Here is a 20,128-nt window from a genome sequence, read left to right on the forward strand (position 1 = left end):
CTAAAACATTTTTTAAAAGTTTACGCACATCAGGATTCGTCCGCCTGCATTATACAAGCGTCCGCCTCCTGACGTACAAAACTTTCATTCTCCTCTAAATGAGGAGGAATCTATTTAATCAACCGAAACTGGCTCAAGTTCTTCTACTGAAGATTGACCATCTTCTGGCTCAGCAAATTTGATGCTGCGGTAACGGTGCATACCTGTACCTGCAGGAATCAATTTACCGATAATTACATTTTCCTTCAGACCTAGCAACTGATCGACTTTACCTTTGATCGCTGCATCTGTCAGTACACGTGTAGTTTCTTGGAACGAAGCCGCCGAGAGGAAGGAGTCTGTTTCCAGGGATGCTTTCGTAATACCGAGCAGGATTGGTTTAGCAACCGCTGGCTCTTTATCACTAAGAATCGCAATTTTGTTAGCTCTTTCGTACTCATGCGTATCTACGAACGATCCTGGCAACAGTGTTGTATCACCTGCATCTACGATGCGGATTTTACGCAGCATTTGACGGATCATAACTTCAACGTGCTTGTCATTGATTTCTACGCCTTGGTTACGGTATACGCGCTGTACTTCCTGCAAAATGTAGTTTTGTACGCCACGTACGCCTTTAATGCGCAGCATTTCTTTAGGATCGATGGAACCGTCTGTCAACTCGTCACCCGCTTCAATTTCCATGCCTTCGCTTACGCGCACACGGGAACCGTAGGTAACAGAGTATACTTTGGACTCCGCTTCACCTTGAATTTCGATTTCACGACGATCTTTCGCTTCGCGAATCTCTTTAACCACACCATCAATCTCACTGATCGTTGCTTGACCCTTAGGATTACGAGCTTCAAACAACTCTTGGATACGCGGCAAACCTTGCGTAATATCGTCTCCGGCTACACCGCCGGTGTGGAACGTACGCATTGTAAGCTGTGTTCCTGGCTCACCAATGGATTGTGCTGCAATGATACCAACTGCTTCACCAATCTCCACGTGTTTACCTGTCGCAAGGTTACGACCATAACACTTCTTGCAGACACCGTGACTTGCACGGCAGCTGAGTACGGAGCGGATTTGCAATTTGGTGATTCCCGCTTTGATGATCGCTTCTGCTTTATCGGAGTCAATCAACTCATTGCGACCTGCAATGATTTCTTTTGTTTCCGGATGACGAACTGTCTCGAAGCAGTATCTGCCTTCAATACGGTCGTAGAGATCTTCAATAACCTCTTTACCATCCTGGATACGACTTACCGTAAAGCCTTTATCTGTACCACAATCATCATCACGCACGATTACGTCTTGGGCTACGTCTACGAGACGACGAGTCAGGTAACCTGAATCGGCTGTACGCAGGGCTGTATCCGCCAAACCTTTACGCGCTCCGTGAGTGGAGATAAAGTACTCGAGTACTGTCAGACCTTCACGGAAGTTCGATTTGATTGGGAGTTCGATAATACGACCGGATGGGTTGGCCATCAGACCACGCATACCGCCCAATTGGGTGATTTGCGATTTGTTACCCCGTGCTTTGGAGTCTACCATCATCATGATCGAGTTGTAACGATCCATGGACTTCATCAGAATCTCAGTGATGTCATCTTTGGATTTTGACCAGATATCAATGATGCGGTCATAGCGCTCTTCATTCGTAATCAGACCACGACGGTACTGATTCGTAACGATTTGTGCTTTTTCCTCAGACTGTCTAAGAATTTCAAACTTCTCAGGCGGAACGATAACATCAGATACCGCAACCGTAATACCGGCACGTGTAGAGTATGTGAATCCAAGTTGTTTGATTTTATCCAAAATAACGGCTGTTTCCGTTGTGTGATAAATTTCAAAACAACGTGCAATGATGGAGCCGAGGTATTCTTTACCGACACCGCCAGCCAGAGGAGCATTCATAATAGCTTCTCTGAGATCAGCACCTTTTTCATATACAAATGAGTGGTCTGCAGTACCTTGGTATAGGTTAGCACGAGTCGCATCATTGATATACGGGAAGCTTGCCGGGAAAATTTCGTTAAAGATAATTTTACCGATAGTTGTCAGCAACATTCCTTCTTGCTGTTCTTCCGTGAAGCTTGTTTTACCAAGCGCCTTAACCGGAATAGCAACACGAGCATGCAGACCAGCAGTACCACGTTGATATGCAGATACAGCTTCGTTAACTGTACGCAAGATCATACCTGTGCCCTTTTCTTCCTTGTTGTCCATAGTGAGGTAATAAGAACCAAGCACCATATCCTGGGAAGGAGTAACAACCGGTTTACCGTCTTTCGGGTTCAAAATGTTACCAGATGCAAGCATCAGGATACGTGCTTCCGCTTGAGCTTCAGCGGACAACGGAACGTGCACGGCCATTTGGTCACCGTCAAAGTCGGCATTGTATGCCGTACATACGAGTGGGTGAAGACGAATTGCTTTACCTTCAACGAGAATCGGTTCAAATGCTTGAATACCGAGTCTGTGAAGCGTAGGGGCACGGTTCAACAGAACCGGATGCTCCTTGATTACTTCTTCAAGAACATCCCATACTTCAGGACTTACACGCTCAACTTTACGTTTCGCGCTCTTGATGTTGTGGGCAAGCCCTTTATTTACAAGCTCTTTCATAACGAAAGGCTTGAACAATTCAAGTGCCATATCTTTTGGCAGACCACACTGATACATTTTCAGGTAAGGTCCAACAACGATAACGGAACGACCAGAATAGTCAACCCGTTTACCGAGCAAGTTCTGACGGAAACGTCCTTGTTTACCTTTCAGCATGTGGCTGAGAGATTTCAATGGACGGTTACCAGGACCCGTTACCGGGCGTCCACGACGACCATTATCGATCAATGCGTCAACAGCTTCCTGCAACATCCGTTTTTCATTTTGCACGATAATATCTGGCGCGCCCAGATCAAGCAGACGTTTCAGACGGTTGTTCCGGTTGATTACACGGCGATACAAGTCATTCAGGTCAGACGTTGCAAAACGTCCACCATCCAACTGTACCATTGGACGAAGTTCCGGCGGGATAACAGGAAGTACATCCATGATCATCCACTCTGGCTTGTTGCCGGAGTTGCGGAATGCTTCGATAACTTCCAGACGTTTGATTGCACGATTACGACGTTGTCCTTGCGCAGTCCGGAGCTCTTCTTTCAGGAACTCGAGCTCTTTGTCTATATCAAGGTCTTGAAGCAGTTTTTTAACCGCTTCTGCGCCCATGCCAGCCTGGAAACCATAGCCGTATTTTTCACGGTAGCTGCGGTATTCTTTCTCGGACAACAGCTGTTTTTTCTCCAGTGGAGTTTCTCCTGGATCAGTTACAACATATGATGCAAAATAAATAATCTCTTCAAGAGATCTTGGAGACATATCCAGAGCAAGACCCATACGGCTCGGAATACCTTTGAAGTACCAGATATGCGATACCGGAGCAGCGAGCTCAATATGGCCCATCCGTTCGCGGCGTACTTTCGCACGTGTTACTTCAACGCCACAACGATCACAGACAACGCCTTTATAACGGACGCGTTTGTATTTACCGCAATGACATTCCCAGTCTTTTGTAGGGCCAAAAATCTTTTCGCAGAACAGCCCTTCTTTTTCCGGTTTCAACGTACGATAGTTGATCGTTTCCGGTTTTTTCACTTCTCCGCGGGACCAAGAACGAATTTTCTCTGGGGAAGCAAGCCCGATCTTCATGTATTCGAAATTGTTGACGTCCAACAAGGAGCAACCCTCCTTAACCAATTCCTGTATTCTAGGTTACGCCCACTCCGGCCGAAGCCGGAGCAAGACGCGAGCCTGATGAAAAACGCCGGTCATCATGCGCTCGAAGCGGTTTATTCCGCTCCGACCTCTGTACCCTCAAGGTTGAGGCTGAGCTTATCGCTCGCAGCGTCATCTTCATCGTCCATTTCTCTCATTTCAATCTCTTGCTCATCTTCGCTCAAAATCTTAACGTCCATACCCAAGCTTTGCAGCTCTTTGATCAATACTTTGAATGATTCAGGAACACCTGGTTCCGGAACATTCTCACCTTTGACAATGGATTCATACGTTTTAACCCGACCAACAACGTCATCGGATTTAACAGTCAAGATTTCTTGCAGTGTATAAGCTGCACCGTATGCCTCAAGCGCCCATACTTCCATCTCCCCGAAACGCTGTCCACCAAATTGGGCTTTACCACCCAATGGCTGTTGCGTAACAAGTGAGTAAGGACCCGTGGAACGGGCATGGATTTTATCATCAACCATGTGTGCCAATTTGATCATATGCATGACACCTACGGTAACTTCACGTTCAAACTCTTCCCCTGTACGACCATCATACAGGACAGTTTTACCATTACGTTGCATACCTGCTTCTTCCATCGTATCAAAGACGTCATACTCCTTCGCTCCGTCGAATACAGGAGTTGCTACGTGAATACCCAGTTGCATCGCCGCCATACCCAAGTGAACCTCAAGTACTTGACCGATATTCATCCGGGAAGGTACGCCCAGTGGGTTAAGAACGATCTGAACCGGTGTACCGTCTGGCAGGAAAGGCATATCTTCTTCCGGCAAGATGCGGGCCACGACCCCTTTGTTACCGTGACGTCCGGCCATTTTATCACCCTCGGAAATTTTCCGTTTTTGAGCGATATATACACGAACGAGTTGGTTAACACCTGGAGGCAGTTCATCACCGTTTTCACGGGTAAATACTTTCACGTCTACTACGATACCGTCAGTACCATGTGGTACACGCAAGGAAGTATCACGTACTTCACGTGCTTTCTCACCAAAGATTGCATGCAAGAGACGTTCTTCTGCTGTCAGCTCTGTTACACCCTTAGGTGTTACTTTACCAACCAGAATGTCGCCAGCGCTAATCTCAGCACCGATGCGGATAATACCGCGCTCATCCAAGTTACGCAACGCTTCTTCCCCAACGTTAGGGATATCACGTGTGATCTCTTCAGGTCCAAGCTTGGTATCACGTGCTTCTGACTCATACTCCTCGATATGGATGGATGTGTATACATCTTCCTTAACGAGTTTTTCACTGAGCAAGATCGCATCCTCGTAGTTGTAACCTTCCCAAGTCATGAAGGCAACAACAACGTTACGTCCCAGAGCCAATTCACCCATTTCCGTTGAAGGACCATCAGCGAGGATATCGCCAGCTTTGACAGCAGCACCTCTTTTGACAATCGGACGTTGGTTAATGCATGTTCCTTGGTTCGAACGCATAAATTTGTGTAATTTATATTTAACGATATCGCCTTTAACTTCCTGACCGTCCACTTCTTCAACACGACGGAGCCAAATTTCGTTCGCAGAAGAACGTTCAATAATTCCGTCATAATCGGAGACAATACATACACCAGAATCTTTTGCAGCTTTGTGCTCCATGCCTGTTCCTACAAGTGGTGCTTTAGGAATCAAGAGTGGAACCGCCTGCCGCTGCATGTTAGATCCCATGAGTGCACGGTTGGAGTCATCGTTCTCAAGGAACGGGATCAGCGCTGTAGCGACGGATACAACCTGTTTAGGAGATACGTCCATGTAGTCAACTCGCTCACTCGGCATCGTAAGGATGTTATCCGACTGTTTGTTGTAACGTACAATGATCGCTTCTTCTTCAAATGTACCGTCTTCGTTCAACTTCGCATTCGCTTGCGCGATAACATAGTTGTCCTCTTCGTCCGCTGTCAGGTAATCAATTTGCTCGGTTACAATACCTGTCTTCGGATCAACCCAACGATATGGAGCTTCAATGAAGCCATATTCATTCACACGGGCGAACGTAGACAAGGAGTTGATCAAACCGATGTTTGGTCCCTCTGGCGTCTCGATTGGACACATACGGCCATAGTGTGATGGATGGACGTCACGCACTTCCATACCTGCGCGCTCACGCGTCAAACCACCGGGTCCGAGTGCGGACAAACGACGTTTATGTGTCAACTCACCCAGTGGGTTCGTTTGATCCATAAACTGTGACAACTGAGAGCTACCAAAGAACTCTTTAATCGATGCAATAACAGGACGTATGTTGATCAAAGCCTGTGGTGTAATTACGTTAGCATCTTGAATGGACATTCTCTCACGAACCACACGCTCCATACGGGACAAACCGATACGGAACTGGTTCTGCAGGAGTTCACCCACCGAACGCAAACGACGGTTACCCAGATGATCGATATCATCCGTGCTACCAATTCCCTGCAGAAGGTTAAGGAAATAACTGATGGACGAAATAATATCCGCCGGTGTCACGTTTTTAACGGACTTGTCAATGTTTGCATTGGCAATCAGTTTGACCACTTTACCATCTTCAGTTGGTGAGAACACATCAATCGTTTGCATAGGGATATCATTGGCATCCAAAACGCCGTTACCCACGTGATACGTGCGGAATCCAACGCTCTTCTCCAGATACGGCATGATTTCATCCAACAAACGACGATCAACCATTTGACCTGCTTCAGCAATGATTTCACCTGTCTCAGCGTCAACAAGTGACTCAGCCAAGCGTTGGTTAAACAAACGGTTTTTGATGTGAAGTTTTTTATTCATTTTGTAACGACCTACATTAGCCAGGTCATAACGTTTTGGATCAAAGAAACGTGCTACGAGCAAGCTTTTCGCATTATCCAGCGTTGGCGGCTCGCCCGGACGAAGACGCTCATAGATCTCAATGAGTGCTTTCTCCGTGGAATCCGTGTTGTCTTTGTCCAGTGTGTTGCGGATATATTCGTCATTACCGAGCAGATCCAGAATCTCAGCATCTGTGCCAAAACCAAGTGAACGCAGGAGAACCGTAACCGGTATTTTACGTGTACGGTCGATCCGGACGTAAACAACATCCTTCGCGTCCATCTCCAGTTCCAACCAAGCGCCGCGGTTAGGAATAACTGTAGCGGTATACGTTTTTTTGGCGTTTTTATCTACTTTGGTACTGAAGTAAACGCTAGGAGAGCGAACCAACTGGCTGACAATAACCCGTTCCGCACCATTAATAATAAATGTGCCCGTGTTGGTCATCAGCGGGAAATCTCCCATGAATACTTCCTGCTCTTTGACTTCGCCGGTTTCCTTATTAATGAGCCGGACTTTGACCCGAAGCGGTGCTGCATACGTAACGTCACGCTCTTTCGCGTCGTCTACTGTATACTTCGGTTCACCGAGACTGTAATCGATAAATTCCAAAATCAAGTTACCTGTAAAATCCTGGATCGGCGAGATATCCTGGAACATTTCGCGCAACCCTTCCTCCAAAAACCAATCATAGGATTTTTGTTGGATTTCAATCAGGTTAGGAACTTCGAGTATCTCGTTAATTCGTGCATAACTGCGCCGAGTGCGTCGACCATATTGAACAAGATGTCCTGCCAACTTAAACTCACCCCTCAATGTCTACTCACTTTAAAAATTTCGTTGCGAACCTCTGTTTGTAACCTTATAATGGTACACATACAGAGCAAAGCAATGCATCCACAAATAAAGAAAAGCCCTTACTCGAAATGTCGTTCGAAAAAAGAGCAACTTTGATCGGCGGATGTCTTTCCAAATCATTCTTATCCCCAGTTTGCCCAAAATGTACATATTATACGCCAAACGTAGGCATAATAAGCCCGTTCGGCGTAAAAAAAGGTTGACATTTTTAGTTAGCTAAAGCCAAGTAGGGCATCTTAATACTGACATTTTACAACTATACCACGACCTGAATTTCAAGTCAATAGTCCTATTGCAAAAAAATGATCCCCTGCTTACTTTACAAACTTGGATTCAGCTTTTAGTAGATACCTCTTCCGATTTCACCGCTTTGAAAATCCGATAGCCTTTATCCTTCGTCACTTCTTCCACTCTTCCAAACAAAGATTCCAATTTTGCTTGCGCTGACGGAGCCCCTTGTTTCTTCTGAATGACAATCCACAACGAACCGCCTACCTTCAGATGGCGATGTGCCTGTTCGAAAATAGTATGAACCGTCTCTTTCCCAGCCCGTATAGGCGGATTGGTTAGGATAACGTCAAAATCTTGCTTTTTTACTTCAGCCAGTAGATTACTTTGTAATACCGTAACATTGTTAATTCCGTTCGCTATTGCATTTTCCCTGGAAAGTTCAACGGCTCTCTCGTTGATATCGATCATGGTGACATGCCCATCCGGTACAAGTTTGGCTGCTGTAAGACCCATTGGCCCGTATCCACAACCCACATCGAGAACATGAGCCCCTGATGGCAACTCTATCGCATCAATCAATACTCTGCTGCCATAATCGATTCCGTTTTTGGAAAACACACCGGCATCCGTCACGAATCGCAGACTGAATCCGCGAAGAACCGCTTCAGTTGCTCTGCGATCATGCGCTACTTGCGGTTTGTCCGAATAATAATGATTGGACATGCCCTCACTCACTTTCCATTTACAATTACAGCAACAAACCCCTTGATATAAGTCAAGGGGTTTGTTGTTTTGTTCATCTAGCTTATAAAAGCTAAATTATTTAACTTCGATTGTAGCGCCAGCTTCTTCAAGCTTAGCTTTAACCGCTTCTGCTTCTTCTTTAGCAACTTTTTCTTTCAATGCTTTTGGAGCGTTGTCAACCAGTTCTTTTGCTTCTTTCAGGCCAAGACCTGTGATTTCGCGAACTGCTTTGATAACGTTGATTTTGGAAGCACCAGCGTTAGTCAAGATTACGTCAAACTCGGATTGCTCAGCTTCAGCAGAAGCTACTGCACCTGCAGCAGCTACTGGAGCTGCAGCAGTTACGCCGAATTCTTCTTCGATTGCTTTAACAAGATCATTCAATTCCAGTACAGTCATGCCTTTGATTGCTTCCAAGATTTGCTCTTTACTCATGAGTGAACCTCCATATATAATATTATTTTTTTTTGAATTCATTTGCCGCCTAAGCAGCATTCAGATCAAGTTGCTTACGCGCCTTGTTCTTCTTTTTCCGCAACTGCTTTAACCGCAAGCGCGAAGTTGCGCACTGGCGCTTGAAGCACGCTGAGGAGCATGGAGAGAAGTCCATCGCGGGATGGCAGTTCTGCCAATGCCTTAACTTCTTCTACTCCGATTACGCGACCTTCTACTACTGCACCTTTCAATTCCAGTGCATCGTTCTTTTTCGCGAAGTCGTTCAGAATTTTAGCTGGAGCCACAACGTCATCTACGCTGAATGCAATTGCAGTAGGACCTGTAAGAACACTATCGAGTTCTGTCAGTTCTGCTGCTGCAGCTGCACGGCGAAGCAACGAGTTTTTCAGCACTTGGAATTCGATACCCGCTTCACGAAGTTGCTTACGCAACTCAGTTACTTGGGCAACGTTCAATCCGCGATAGTCAACAACAACAGTTGTAACGCTCTCGCGCAATTTTGCTGTTACTGCATCAACGGACTCTTGTTTTGCTTGAATCACTTTTGCGTTTGCCAATCTGTACACCTCCTGATCAAATTTATCCCATTAAGAAAAGCCTCCGTAGAATCACGAAGGCTTGATATATACTCATCATCGATTTGCATCGTTCTAAGTTCTATAATCACACCTCGGCAGGAAATTAAGCCAAATGGCACCTACTGTCTACGGCAAGCATATTCAAATGTCAACGGTCAGTCACTCGGACTCACAACTTTTATATCTTATCAAAAACAGGACAAGCCTGTCAAGAGATATTATCTAAAAGCTGCTGCGTTCACGCGTGCGCCAGGGCCCATCGTGGAAGAAAGACTAACATTCTTCAGATAAACACCTTTTGCTGCCGCTGGTTTAGCACGATTCAGAGCTTCCATGAGAGCTTTGAAGTTCTCATTAAGTTGCTCAGAAGAGAAAGAAGCTTTACCAATCGGTGCATGAATTTGACCTGCACGATCCAGACGATATTCGATTTTACCGGCTTTAATTTCTTGAACAGCCTTAGTTACATCGAAAGTTACCGTTCCGGCTTTAGGGTTAGGCATCAGACCTTTACCGCCGAGCAGTCGGCCCAATTTACCTACTTCACTCATCATATCTGGTGTCGCTACGCAGACGTCGAATTCGAACCAGCCTTGTTGGATTTTGTTGATCATGTCTGCATCACCAACATAGTCCGCGCCAGCCGCTTCCGCTTCTTTCGCTTTGTCACCTTTTGCAAATACCAATACGCGTTGTGTTTTACCTGTGCCGTGTGGCAAGACAACAACACCACGTACAGCCTGGTCTTGCTTACGAGGGTCTACGCCCAAACGAACTGCTGCTTCGATTGTTTCATCGAATTTTGCAGTAGCTGCCTTTTTCACAAGCTCTACAGCTTCTGAAGGCTCGTAAGTTGCTTCGCTGTCAATCAGCTTAGCAGCTTCCAGGTATTTTTTACCGTGTTTAGCCATGTTTTATTCCTCCTTTGTGGTGTTAGCGGATATACCTCCCACATCAACCGGTCGCGAATCGACCGGTTTTACGAAGCCATGTTTCTTATGAAAATTAGTCTTCGATGGTGATACCCATGCTGCGGGCAGTACCTTCGACCATACGCATAGCGGACTCAACGTCTGCTGCATTCAGGTCAGGCATTTTTGTTTCTGCGATTTGACGTACCGCATCACGTTTAACAGTAGCAACTTTTTTCTTGTTCGGTTCGCCGGATCCTTTTTCAACTTTAGCTGCCACTTTCAACAGAACTGCTGCTGGTGGAGTTTTAGTGATGAAAGTAAAGGAACGGTCCTCGAATACAGAAATTTCAACTGGAATAATCAATCCCGCTTGATCAGCTGTACGAGCATTGAATTCTTTACAGAATGCCATGATGTTGACACCTGCTTGACCCAAAGCTGGACCTACTGGTGGTGCTGGGTTTGCTTTACCTGCTGGAATCTGCAGTTTTACCATTTTAATAACTTTTTTCGCCATGATTGACACCTCCTTGCAAAATAGTGGTTAACGGGTTTTTCAACCCTCCCACAAGAAACTTGAAGAGACTATATCTTCTCCACTTGTGTGTATTCCAACTCAAGCGGTGTTTCCCGTCCAAACATGTTCACGTGCACTTTCAACTTGCTTTTGTCTACCAAAATTTCTTCCACGGAGCCTACGAAATTCGCAAAAGGACCGACTTTAATACGTACGGATTCCTTAATATCGAACTCAATTTTCGGCTTAGGTTCAACCATACCCATGTGCTTCAGAATTTGTTCCACTTCTTCAGGCAACAAAGCAGTTGGTTTGGACCCAGAACCTGTCGAACCGACAAATCCTGTAACACCTGGTGTGTTGCGTACAACGTACCAAGAGTCATCCGTCTGTACCATTTCCACCAAGACATAACCGGGGTAAACTTTACGCATAACGGTTTTTTTCTTACCGTCCTTGTTTACCACTTCTTCTTCCATAGGAACAAGAACGCGGAATATCTTGTCTTCCATGCCCATAGACTCGACGCGTTTTTCCAAATTGGCCTTGACCTTGTTCTCATACCCTGAATAGGTATGAACGACGTACCATCTTTTTTCCATATCAAGCCACCGGAACCCTTCTTAAATAATCGCTTCGATCACAAAGGAGATGCCAATGTCAATGACCCAAAAAAACAGCGTCATAACCACAACAGTACCAAGTACGATCAATGTGTAGTTGGTCAGCTCTTTACGATTAGGCCAGCGAACTTTTTTAAGTTCAGCCCAGCTTTCTGAGAAAAAGGAAATCAGAGATTTGAAACTTCGTTTCACGCCGACACCTCCAAAAACTATCTGGTTTCGCGATGAGAAGTCTGCTCGTTACAAAACTTGCAAAATTTCTTCATCTCCATGCGGTCGGGGTGATTACGCTTGTTTTTTGTCGTAGTGTAATTTCTTTGTTTGCAGTTAGTACAAGCCAAAGTAATAATTACCCGCATGATGTACACCTCCCGAAGACTTCCACATTCAAGCAGAGTCTCTAAATTGATCCTGAAAAAAAGCCATAAATTTAGGCCTACCTAAAACACTTTATCACAAGGGTATAACCATGTCAATGAAAGAATAGCCTTTCATTCATTGGGTATTACTTCCGTACAACGTACATTCGTTTCTCATCTCTGTTTTTCTCTTCTCCTGCATGGACCGAGCGATTACTAGTATAAACATTCTTAGATTTTATAAACTTGAGACACTAAAAAAAGACTCAAACACCGAGCCTTTTCCGTCAACGACAACATGTGTTTAATTATCTCGAACTTCCAGGTACTTTTCAAGTTTGCGCTTGACGCGCTGAAGTGCATTATCAATGGACTTCACATGTCTGTCCAAATCTACTGCAATCTCTTGATAAGATCTCCCGTCCAGATACAACATCAATACTTTACGTTCCAGATCACTCAGAATCTCGGACATTTTATCTTCCAGGCCCACAAACTCTTCCTGATTGATGATAAGTTCTTCCGGATCACTGACCTGGGTTCCACAAATCACATCGAGTAACGTACGATCAGACTCTTCGTCATAAATAGGCTTGTCCAGAGATACATAAGAATTAAGCGGAATATGCTTCTGACGTGTTGCTGTCTTAATCGCCGTGATGATCTGTCTTGTAATACACAGTTCGGCAAAAGCCTTGAACGAAGCCAGCTTGTCCCCTTTGAAATCTCGAATGGATTTGTAGAGGCCAATCATTCCTTCTTGAATAATATCTTCCCGGTCTGCCCCAATCAGAAAATAAGATCTTGCCTTGGCGCGTACAAAGTTACGATATTTGTTAATTAGAAACTCTAACGCTTCGCTTTCGCCTTCACGGAAAGCTTCGACAATGTCTTCGTCACTTTGGTAATCATACTTGGATAACATGATATCTTTGAGGTCGACACTCACAGACAATCCCTCCGGCTGCAACGCAAGGTACCCCGTTACTCTACTCTATGAAATATAGGATCAGTATATATGATGGTACCTCACACCGTCAACCACGCTCTGCCTAAAAAAGAACATCAATAACATAAATGTCAAGAGTTTCAATATTCTAAATTTTGTAAAAACGTGCTGTTATTCCCGGCGCCATCGCTCAAACTCTTTCAATACATCCGGACTCAACTTGCCCCCGAGTGTGTTACGCGTGGTCTTTGCCTGATCTTCTTCCAGTCGTTTTTTTAATTCTTTTTCGTTCTGCTCAACTTCAATCAGCAATTCCCTTGCAGATACACGTAGCGCTCCCTGTCCAAAAATGACATGTTGCTCTACCATATCGCTCGTAGCCACATAGATTTGACGTCTTCGCATGCTTAGTTCCCGAACGAGTCTCTCAATGCATTCGTCTGCCGTCTCTTTTTCCTTTGTAAAATAGATCTGCACTTTGCTCTGAGTAAAGGATTTACCGAGTCCAGGCACGAGGTAGGCGTCAAACACAACAATGACTCGACGGCCGGAGAAAGCCTGGTAGTCTGCAAGACGAAAGAGAAGCCTGTTACGCGCCTCTTCGAGCCCACTTTCCGCCAGTTTGGTTAATTCCGGCCAGTCGCCAATCATGTTGTACCCGTCTACAAGAAGTACATCACGGGAATCAGCCATACCTTCTATTCCTGCGCTTGACGCGAGCGGAGCACTTCGTACATGACAACCCCGGCTGCCACGGAAGCATTCAGGGAATTAATCTGACCTTGCATTGGTAGTTTGATCAGCACATCGCATTTCTCACGAATAAGTCGTCCCATTCCCTTGTTCTCATTTCCGATTACCAATGCCACAGGGCCAGTAAAGACGCCATTACCAAAGACACCTTCATGAGCCGTGACATCTGTCCCTACAACCCATACACCTTCCTCTTTGAGGCGATCGATGGTCTGGCCAAGATTACTTACACGAGCCACTGGCACGTACTCCACAGCGCCTGCTGATGTTTTGGATACGGTCACGGTTACCGCTGCCGAGCGACGTTTGGGTACAATGACGCCATGCGCACCCGTGCAATCTGCTGTCCGCAAAATGGACCCCAGGTTATGAGGATCTTCAATCTCATCCAACAGAATCAGGAAAGGATGCTCATTCTTCGCTTTTGCTGCGGCAAGAATGTCTTCTACCTCCACATAAGCGTAAGGTGCTGCTTGTGCAACTACCCCCTGATGCTGAATGCCTGGTACCGTTTGATCCAGCTTGCGCTTGTCCACATGTTGAATGACAATACCTAGTTTTTTAGCTTCCGAGATAATAGGTTGAGTCAGATGTTTCTGTGCTGTATCGGCAATCCATATTTTATTAATGGTCCGGCCTGAACGCAGCGCCTCCGTCACGGAGTGTTTACCGGCGATCCATTCTTCTTCCATCGTTGTTCGATCCTCTCTGTAATGCGTTGTTTTGTTGAAATTTCTATTTTTTTGTCGGCGATGGCGATTGTTGTTCCGCGTGCTCAATGCCAAGCCCGATCAGTTCAATCATGCGATCATGATGACCACTACTGTAGAGGTAACCAATGAGACATTCAAAAGCCGTGGCATGTCTGTACTCCAACACATCTGCATTTTTGGGTACACTACCCGACTTGGCATTCCGCCCTTGCCGGACGATATCCCGTTCTTCCTCTGTCAGTTCAGCCTCAATCGTTGTAAGTATGCGGCTCTGTGCCTTCGCTGATACCAGCCCTGTTGCACTACGGTGCAAATGATTGGGACGCATGTTGGCTTTCGACAACAGATATTGACGAACAGCTACCTCATAAACCGCATCACCAATATAGGCCAGTGCAATAGGTGGAATCAACCTCGCAGGTCTGGAAGGAGGATATGGGAACCATCCTCCCTCTGTGACCTGCTCCTGTTGTTTTGGTGTATTTGGATGTCCTTCGCTCATTTGCGCCGCCATCTCATGCCCTGCGCCGTATCTTCAAGCAGAATGCCACGTGCAGACAATTCATCGCGAATTTCATCCGCTCTTGCCCAGTTTTTGGACTTGCGTGCTTCTACACGCTCTTCAATCAGACGTTCTACTTCCTCATCCAGAAGTTCTGGCTCTGCGTCAGTATAAATGCGCAGTACAGCATTCAATTCACTGAACAATTCGAGGAGCGCGCGAATGTCTGCCGCATTAACTACTTCTTGCTGCAACAGTTGGTTGGCTTCCCCTGCCCACTCAAACATCGCAGTAATTGCATCAGGAGTATTGAAATCATCCTGCATCTTCTCGTGATATTGTTGACGAATTTGGTCGAGTCTTGCCGCAAACTCTGCTGTGATATCCTGATCAACAGTTACTGCATTCAGACGATGGTTCAGGTTACCTACCGCATTCGCAATCCGGTCCACACTGTTCTGTGCCTGCTCCATCGTATCATCCGTGAAGTTCAATGGGTTGCGATAGTGGGTAGACAACATGAAATAACGAATCGCTTCGCGTTTATATTGATTCCGCAAGTCTTTAACAAGAACACCATTACCGAGTGATTTTGACATCTTCTCGTTATCAATCCGGATGAATCCATTATGCATCCAGTAGTTCGCAAGTGGTTTACCTGTTAATACCTCGGATTGGGCGCATTCGCACTCATGGTGCGGGAACTGCAAATCCTGTCCACCCCCGTGAATGTCCAGTGTATCCCCAAGGTACTCCCGAGCCATGGCGGAGCATTCAATATGCCAGCCTGGTCGACCATCGCCCCAAGGACTGGACCAATAGATCTCACCTGGTTTGGCAGCCTTCCAGAGCACAAAATCTTCGGGATGCTCTTTGCGCTCGTCTACACCCACACGGATTCCGAACTGCAGCTCCTGCAGGTTCTGTTTCGAAAGTTTGCCATATTCGCTGAATTTGCCTGTACGATAATAGACGTCACCGCCATTTTCATACGCAAATCCTTTTTCAACGAGCTCACGGATAAAATCAATGATCAGCGGCATGTTTTCCGTTACTCTCGGATTACTGCTCGCCTTGGGAATACCCAATCCCTCAAGGTCTTCATAATAGGCAGCAATAAATTTCTCAGCCACGTGAGGAACGTCTGTTCCAAGTTGTTCTGCTTTGCGAATCAGCTTATCGTCCACATCCGTGAAGTTCACCACATAGTTCACATCATGTCCTGTCTGTTCCAGGTATCCACGAACCGTGTCGAAAAAGATAACCGGACGTGCATTCCCGATATGAATGTAGTCATATACCGTTGGTCCGCAGACATACATTTTTACTTTCCCTGGCTCTTGGGGAACAAATTCCTCTTTGGTACGACTCATCGTATTATAAATCTGAAGCGTCATGGTCACTTATCCTTTCATCCTATACTGCCTTTATTTATTGTATCACGTATCACGCACAGTCTCATTTTCACGGGCATTCTGCAGTGTACGTACTTCTTCCTGCAATCGTTCGAGTTCTTTTTGCATACTGCGCAAGGAGTCAACGACCGGATCGGGCAATTGCTGACTGAGGCGATCTACCCGTCGGCCATCCTGTTTTACAATTCTGCCCGGTATACCTACCACGGTACTATTGGAAGGGACCTCCTTAAGCACAACGGAGTTCGCACCAATGTTGCATTGATCCCCCACGCTAAATGAACCCAGCACCTTTGCTCCGGATGAGATAACCACATTATTACCAATGGTCGGATGTCTCTTTCCTTTTTCTTTCCCTGTTCCGCCAAGAGTAACCCCCTGGTAGATAACAACATCATCGCCAATCTCACATGTTTCTCCAATAACGACGCCCATTCCGTGGTCAATAAACAACCGATTTCCGATCGTAGCTCCAGGATGTATCTCGATCCCTGTCATAAAACGGCTAACCTGCGAAATGAACCTGGCAACCGAGAACCATCTTCGCTTGTATAAAAAATGAGCGATCCGGTGTGCCCATATCGCATGCAGCCCTGAGTAGGTGAATACCACCTCAAACCAACCTCGGGCCGCCGGATCGTTTTCAAACACCGCCTGGATATCTGATCTGATCTTCTTGAACATGCTCGTTCCCCTCTTGTTCAGGTTCCCGTCCTCCGGCTTACCGGACGGCGCGTTCCTTGGTAGTGTACTGCACACTCGCCTAAACAAAAAAACGCCCCTGCAGCATTTAGCTGCAGAGGCGTTTATCGCGGTCCCACTCTGCTCGGTTCATTCTTAAATAGAATAAGCCCTCAAGCGGTTTGGTAACGGAAACCAATCGTCACAACCTATCCTAACGTTTTCCCTTGTCATGATCGACAAGGGCGGGGCTGGATTCGGCTGTGCAGCTCACGGGCGCATTTCGACTGATGGACAGTGGATGGTTCACAGCCACCGCAACCAAAGAAATCTCTTTGCTGCGGGACCATCCTCTCTGAATCTGTCCGGGTCAGTCTACTCCTCCCGATCTTTGCTGTTCTATTAGATAAATCATATCAATTATTCGTTGTGTTGTTATTATAGCGAAAAGGCCTCAGACTGACAACAGCCTCCTACGTAATCCATACATCATAGGACTGTGTTCAGATTCCAAATAAACGGAATGTCCTCGAATAAGCTTATTTTACTTGTGCAAGCAATCGCTCGATCACCGTATCACGACCCAGAAGTACGATCGTTTGGTTCAGATCCCGTCCATGCGTCTGTCCAGTCAAGGCTACACGAATTGGCATAAAGAGCTGTTTGCCCTTAAAGCCGGTTTCTTTCTGTACTTCCTTGATCAATGCAGCCATTTTGCTTGGAGTAAACTCTTCGCTCGCCTGTACTTTATCCGCAAATACCTTCAGTACGGTTGGCACCTGTTCCTCCGCAAGCACTGCTTCTCCTTCACTTTCAAGCTCCAGATTGGAACGGAAGAATACTTCCGACAATTCGACAATATCGGAGGCAGAGTTCATCTGCTCTTGGTACAGGTGTACCAGAGTATAAGCCCATTCTTTTTGTTCAGCAGACAGCTCGGAAGAAATACGTCCAGCCTTTTGCAGATGCGGAATGGCCATTTCGGCAATACGTTCCGGGTCAGCATGTTTGATATAGTGGTTGTTCAAGTGAGCCAGCTTGTGGGTATCAAATACCGCCGGGCTCTTGGACAGACGTTTCGTATCAAAAATGGAGATCAGCTGCTCTTGCGAGAAGATCTCTTCTTCCCCTTCCGGCGACCAGCCAAGCAGGGAAATGAAGTTAAACATCGCTTCAGGCAGATAGCCGAGCTGATCATACTGCTCAATAAACTGAATAACGGATTCATCCCGTTTACTCAGCTTCTTGTGATTTTCATTCACGATCAGTGTCATATGACCGAATTGCGGTGGCTCCCAGCCAAGCGCTTCATAGATCATCAGTTGACGCGGCGTGTTTGAGATGTGATCTTCCCCACGCAGGACGTGAGAGATCTTCATCAAGTGATCATCCACAGCAACGGCATAGTTGTATGTGGGAATGCCGTCTTTTTTCACAATGACGAAGTCACCGGATTCCTTGCTGTTGAACGAGATTGTGCCTTTAACCATGTCATCAAACGTATATATGCGCTCTTCCGGTACCCGGAAACGAATACTCGCTACGCGTCCTTCCGCTTCAAACGCACTAATTTGCTCCGGAGTCAGATCACGGTGTTTGCCAGAATAACGCGGTGTTTCTCCACGTGCTGACTGTTCCTCGCGCTCTTGCTCCAATTCTTCTTCCGTGCAGAAGCAAGGGTAAGCCAGACCTTTATCCAGCAATTCCTGCGTATATTTACGATAGAGGTCCAGACGTTCCGTTTGACGGTATGGTCCGTATTCTCCGCCTACATCAATACTTTCATCCCACTCGATTCCCAGCCATTTCAGGTATTTCAGCTGACTTTCTTCACCTCCGGCAATGTTCCGTTTCACGTCCGTATCTTCAATACGAATAATGAATTTACCGTTATTATGTTTGGCATATAGATAGTTAAACAACGCCGTACGGGCATTCCCGATATGAAGATGTCCCGTTGGGCTCGGCGCGTAACGTACACGAATTTCCGTGCTCATATGATCCCCTCCGTCACTAATTGATTGATGATATCACACACGTACAAGGCAAACAACGGATTGAGCGGCAATGCCCTCTCCCCGTCCCGGAAATCCCAGTTGCTCTGTCGTTGTTGCTTTCACGTTCACCTGTGTTACATCCGCTTCCAGTGCCTTGGCAATAACCTCAGCCATCTGTGGGATATAAGGAGCCATCTTTGGCTTTTGGGCAATAATCGTTGAGTCGATATTCCCTAGCTTATACCCGCGATCCTTCACAAGCTGCCATACATGCTCCAGCAATTTCAGGCTGTCGGCATCTTTGAATTCCGGATCGGTATCCGGGAAGTGCTTGCCAATATCCCCAAGTGCCAGCGCACCCAAAATGGCATCACTAATCGCGTGCAACAGCACGTCTGCGTCCGAGTGACCCAGCAGTCCTTTTTCATAAGGAATCGTTACTCCGCCAATAATACACGGGCGTCCCTCCACCAGCTGATGTACATCAAATCCCTGTCCTACACGTATCATCGCTTCTTCTCTCCCCCCAGCAAAAACGCAGCGTATTGCAAATCTTCCGGCGTTGTTAATTTGATATTGGTATAATTGCCTTCCACAACCTTGACCGACATTCCCTGACGTTCAGCCAGCATGGCGTCATCTGTCCCCAGAAATCCGTCCTGTTCGGCTGATTCGTAGGCGGAGAGCAGGGAAGAAAGACGAAAAGCCTGCGGGGTTTGAATGCTCCACAGACTGCTGCGGTCTGGCGTCGCCGTAACGACTCCTTCCGCATTCACTTGTTTGATCGTATCCTTCACGGGAACCGCCAGTACAGCTGCTCCACCACCGGATATGGCGGCCGCCATGCATCCCTTGATCTGCTCATGGTTCACAAAAGGACGTACCCCGTCGTGAACGAGAACCCAATCCGTCCCAAGTGCCTCAAGGCCTTTATGGACAGAATGTTGTCTCTCTTTCCCTCCGGGGATAACACGGACACGTGAATCCAGTTGGTATTCTTTTACCCAATCCTGGCAGCGTTCAACATCTGCAGCTCCTGTGACCAGCACCATCTCGCGGATCTCGTCCAGCGCAGCAAATACCTCAAGCGTATGTATGAAAACGGGCTTGTCCTGCAGCAACAGAAACTGTTTGCTCTCGGTCGTCCCCATCCGGGTTCCGCGACCTGCTGCCACAATGACAACGCCCCACCCTTTATCCATGCCGCAATCCCTGCCTTGTCTGTCAGTTTATCGTCCAAAGATATAC

19 protein-coding genes and 1 other annotated feature are annotated in these 20,128 nt (G+C 46.5%); all 19 genes read right to left on the bottom strand.

Annotated elements, in window-relative coordinates:
• Positions 1–114 precede the first annotated feature (114 nt).
• The 19 genes from rpoC to ispD all read right to left on the bottom strand — a co-directional run bounded on the left by rpoC (position 115) and on the right by ispD (position 20,082).
• Positions 115–3,729 (bottom strand): DNA-directed RNA polymerase subunit beta', encoded by a 3,615-nt coding sequence (gene rpoC / locus MKY87_RS12170; RefSeq protein WP_091039166.1) that lies wholly within the window; start codon positions 3,727–3,729, stop codon positions 115–117.
• Positions 3,730–3,842: 113 nt separating this feature from the next.
• A complete protein-coding gene (gene rpoB / locus MKY87_RS12175) occupies positions 3,843–7,388 on the bottom strand; it encodes a DNA-directed RNA polymerase subunit beta (protein WP_091039164.1) in 3,546 nt (1,181 codons plus the stop codon).
• A 393-nt stretch (positions 7,389–7,781) separates the two neighbouring features.
• Positions 7,782–8,402, bottom strand: a complete 621-nt coding sequence (locus tag MKY87_RS12180; protein ID WP_339788666.1) for a class I SAM-dependent methyltransferase — start codon at positions 8,400–8,402, stop codon at positions 7,782–7,784.
• Positions 8,403–8,498: 96 nt separating this feature from the next.
• A complete protein-coding gene (gene rplL, locus MKY87_RS12185; protein ID WP_062836176.1) occupies positions 8,499–8,858 on the bottom strand; it encodes a 50S ribosomal protein L7/L12 in 360 nt (119 codons plus the stop codon).
• A 74-nt stretch (positions 8,859–8,932) separates the two neighbouring features.
• Entirely contained in the window at positions 8,933–9,436 is a 504-nt protein-coding gene (gene rplJ / locus MKY87_RS12190) for a 50S ribosomal protein L10 (RefSeq protein WP_017692064.1), read from the bottom strand.
• Positions 9,437–9,460: 24 nt separating this feature from the next.
• Positions 9,461–9,607: a sequence feature (ribosomal protein L10 leader region), on the bottom strand.
• A 68-nt stretch (positions 9,608–9,675) separates the two neighbouring features.
• Positions 9,676–10,368 carry a 50S ribosomal protein L1 gene (rplA, locus tag MKY87_RS12195; protein WP_017692063.1) on the bottom strand — a complete coding sequence of 231 codons (693 nt, stop codon included), beginning with the start codon at positions 10,366–10,368 and terminating at the stop codon, positions 9,676–9,678.
• A 94-nt stretch (positions 10,369–10,462) separates the two neighbouring features.
• Positions 10,463–10,888, bottom strand: coding sequence for a 50S ribosomal protein L11 (gene rplK, locus MKY87_RS12200; RefSeq protein WP_017692062.1), 426 nt, complete (start codon positions 10,886–10,888; stop codon positions 10,463–10,465).
• A gap of 68 nt (positions 10,889–10,956) precedes the next feature.
• Positions 10,957–11,490 carry a transcription termination/antitermination protein NusG gene (nusG, locus tag MKY87_RS12205; protein ID WP_024633599.1) on the bottom strand — a complete coding sequence of 178 codons (534 nt, stop codon included), beginning with the start codon at positions 11,488–11,490 and terminating at the stop codon, positions 10,957–10,959.
• A 21-nt stretch (positions 11,491–11,511) separates the two neighbouring features.
• A complete protein-coding gene (gene secE / locus MKY87_RS12210; RefSeq protein WP_017692060.1) occupies positions 11,512–11,703 on the bottom strand; it encodes a preprotein translocase subunit SecE in 192 nt (63 codons plus the stop codon).
• 17 nt (positions 11,704–11,720) lie between these two features.
• Positions 11,721–11,870, bottom strand: a complete 150-nt coding sequence (gene rpmG / locus MKY87_RS12215) for a 50S ribosomal protein L33 (protein WP_072735843.1) — start codon at positions 11,868–11,870, stop codon at positions 11,721–11,723.
• A 304-nt stretch (positions 11,871–12,174) separates the two neighbouring features.
• On the bottom strand, positions 12,175–12,819 hold the full coding sequence (sigH, locus tag MKY87_RS12220) for an RNA polymerase sporulation sigma factor SigH (RefSeq protein WP_017692059.1): 645 nt from the start codon (positions 12,817–12,819) through the stop codon (positions 12,175–12,177).
• Between the two features lie 171 nt (positions 12,820–12,990).
• On the bottom strand, positions 12,991–13,512 hold the full coding sequence (locus MKY87_RS12225) for an NYN domain-containing protein (RefSeq protein ID WP_036607162.1): 522 nt from the start codon (positions 13,510–13,512) through the stop codon (positions 12,991–12,993).
• A gap of 5 nt (positions 13,513–13,517) precedes the next feature.
• Positions 13,518–14,264, bottom strand: a complete 747-nt coding sequence (rlmB, locus tag MKY87_RS12230) for a 23S rRNA (guanosine(2251)-2'-O)-methyltransferase RlmB (protein WP_017692057.1) — start codon at positions 14,262–14,264, stop codon at positions 13,518–13,520.
• A 43-nt stretch (positions 14,265–14,307) separates the two neighbouring features.
• A complete protein-coding gene (locus MKY87_RS12235) occupies positions 14,308–14,787 on the bottom strand; it encodes a Mini-ribonuclease 3 (RefSeq protein ID WP_036607160.1) in 480 nt (159 codons plus the stop codon).
• Positions 14,784–16,184, bottom strand: a complete 1,401-nt coding sequence (cysS, locus tag MKY87_RS12240; protein WP_091020524.1) for a cysteine--tRNA ligase — start codon at positions 16,182–16,184, stop codon at positions 14,784–14,786. Before cysS ends, MKY87_RS12235 begins: the two co-directional genes overlap by 4 nt.
• A 42-nt stretch (positions 16,185–16,226) precedes the next feature.
• Positions 16,227–16,886, bottom strand: a complete 660-nt coding sequence (gene cysE / locus MKY87_RS12245) for a serine O-acetyltransferase (protein WP_307415963.1) — start codon at positions 16,884–16,886, stop codon at positions 16,227–16,229.
• A gap of 536 nt (positions 16,887–17,422) precedes the next feature.
• Positions 17,423–18,880, bottom strand: coding sequence for a glutamate--tRNA ligase (gene gltX, locus MKY87_RS12250; RefSeq protein ID WP_340964589.1), 1,458 nt, complete (start codon positions 18,878–18,880; stop codon positions 17,423–17,425).
• Between the two features lie 33 nt (positions 18,881–18,913).
• Positions 18,914–19,390 carry a 2-C-methyl-D-erythritol 2,4-cyclodiphosphate synthase gene (gene ispF / locus MKY87_RS12255; protein ID WP_017692052.1) on the bottom strand — a complete coding sequence of 159 codons (477 nt, stop codon included), beginning with the start codon at positions 19,388–19,390 and terminating at the stop codon, positions 18,914–18,916.
• Positions 19,387–20,082, bottom strand: coding sequence for a 2-C-methyl-D-erythritol 4-phosphate cytidylyltransferase (gene ispD, locus MKY87_RS12260; RefSeq protein WP_091039159.1), 696 nt, complete (start codon positions 20,080–20,082; stop codon positions 19,387–19,389). The genes ispF and ispD overlap by 4 nt, the downstream gene beginning before the upstream one ends.
• Positions 20,083–20,128: the final 46 nt, after the last annotated feature.

The organism is Paenibacillus sp. FSL R7-0198 (genome assembly GCF_038000415.1).
Lineage (GTDB): Bacteria > Bacillota > Bacilli > Paenibacillales > Paenibacillaceae > Paenibacillus.

Excerpts from the sequence above, each read along its gene's own strand:
- MKY87_RS12180 (WP_339788666.1), bottom strand. The coding sequence starts at position 8,402 with ATGTCCAATCATTATTATTCGGACAAACCGCAAGTAGCGCATGATCGC.
- rplL (WP_062836176.1), bottom strand. The coding sequence starts at position 8,858 with ATGAGTAAAGAGCAAATCTTGGAAGCAATCAAAGGCATGACTGTACTG.
- rplA (WP_017692063.1), bottom strand. The coding sequence starts at position 10,368 with ATGGCTAAACACGGTAAAAAATACCTGGAAGCTGCTAAGCTGATTGAC.
- rplK (WP_017692062.1), bottom strand. The coding sequence starts at position 10,888 with ATGGCGAAAAAAGTTATTAAAATGGTAAAACTGCAGATTCCAGCAGGT.
- nusG (WP_024633599.1), bottom strand. The coding sequence starts at position 11,490 with ATGGAAAAAAGATGGTACGTCGTTCATACCTATTCAGGGTATGAGAAC.
- rpmG (WP_072735843.1), bottom strand. The coding sequence starts at position 11,870 with ATGCGGGTAATTATTACTTTGGCTTGTACTAACTGCAAACAAAGAAAT.
- MKY87_RS12225 (WP_036607162.1), bottom strand. The coding sequence starts at position 13,512 with ATGGCTGATTCCCGTGATGTACTTCTTGTAGACGGGTACAACATGATT.
- rlmB (WP_017692057.1), bottom strand. The coding sequence starts at position 14,264 with ATGGAAGAAGAATGGATCGCCGGTAAACACTCCGTGACGGAGGCGCTG.
- MKY87_RS12235 (WP_036607160.1), bottom strand. The coding sequence starts at position 14,787 with ATGAGCGAAGGACATCCAAATACACCAAAACAACAGGAGCAGGTCACA.
- cysS (WP_091020524.1), bottom strand. The coding sequence starts at position 16,184 with ATGACGCTTCAGATTTATAATACGATGAGTCGTACCAAAGAGGAATTT.
- cysE (WP_307415963.1), bottom strand. The coding sequence starts at position 16,886 with ATGTTCAAGAAGATCAGATCAGATATCCAGGCGGTGTTTGAAAACGAT.
- gltX (WP_340964589.1), bottom strand. The coding sequence starts at position 18,880 with ATGAGCACGGAAATTCGTGTACGTTACGCGCCGAGCCCAACGGGACAT.
- ispF (WP_017692052.1), bottom strand. The coding sequence starts at position 19,390 with ATGATACGTGTAGGACAGGGATTTGATGTACATCAGCTGGTGGAGGGA.
- ispD (WP_091039159.1), bottom strand. The coding sequence starts at position 20,082 with ATGGATAAAGGGTGGGGCGTTGTCATTGTGGCAGCAGGTCGCGGAACC.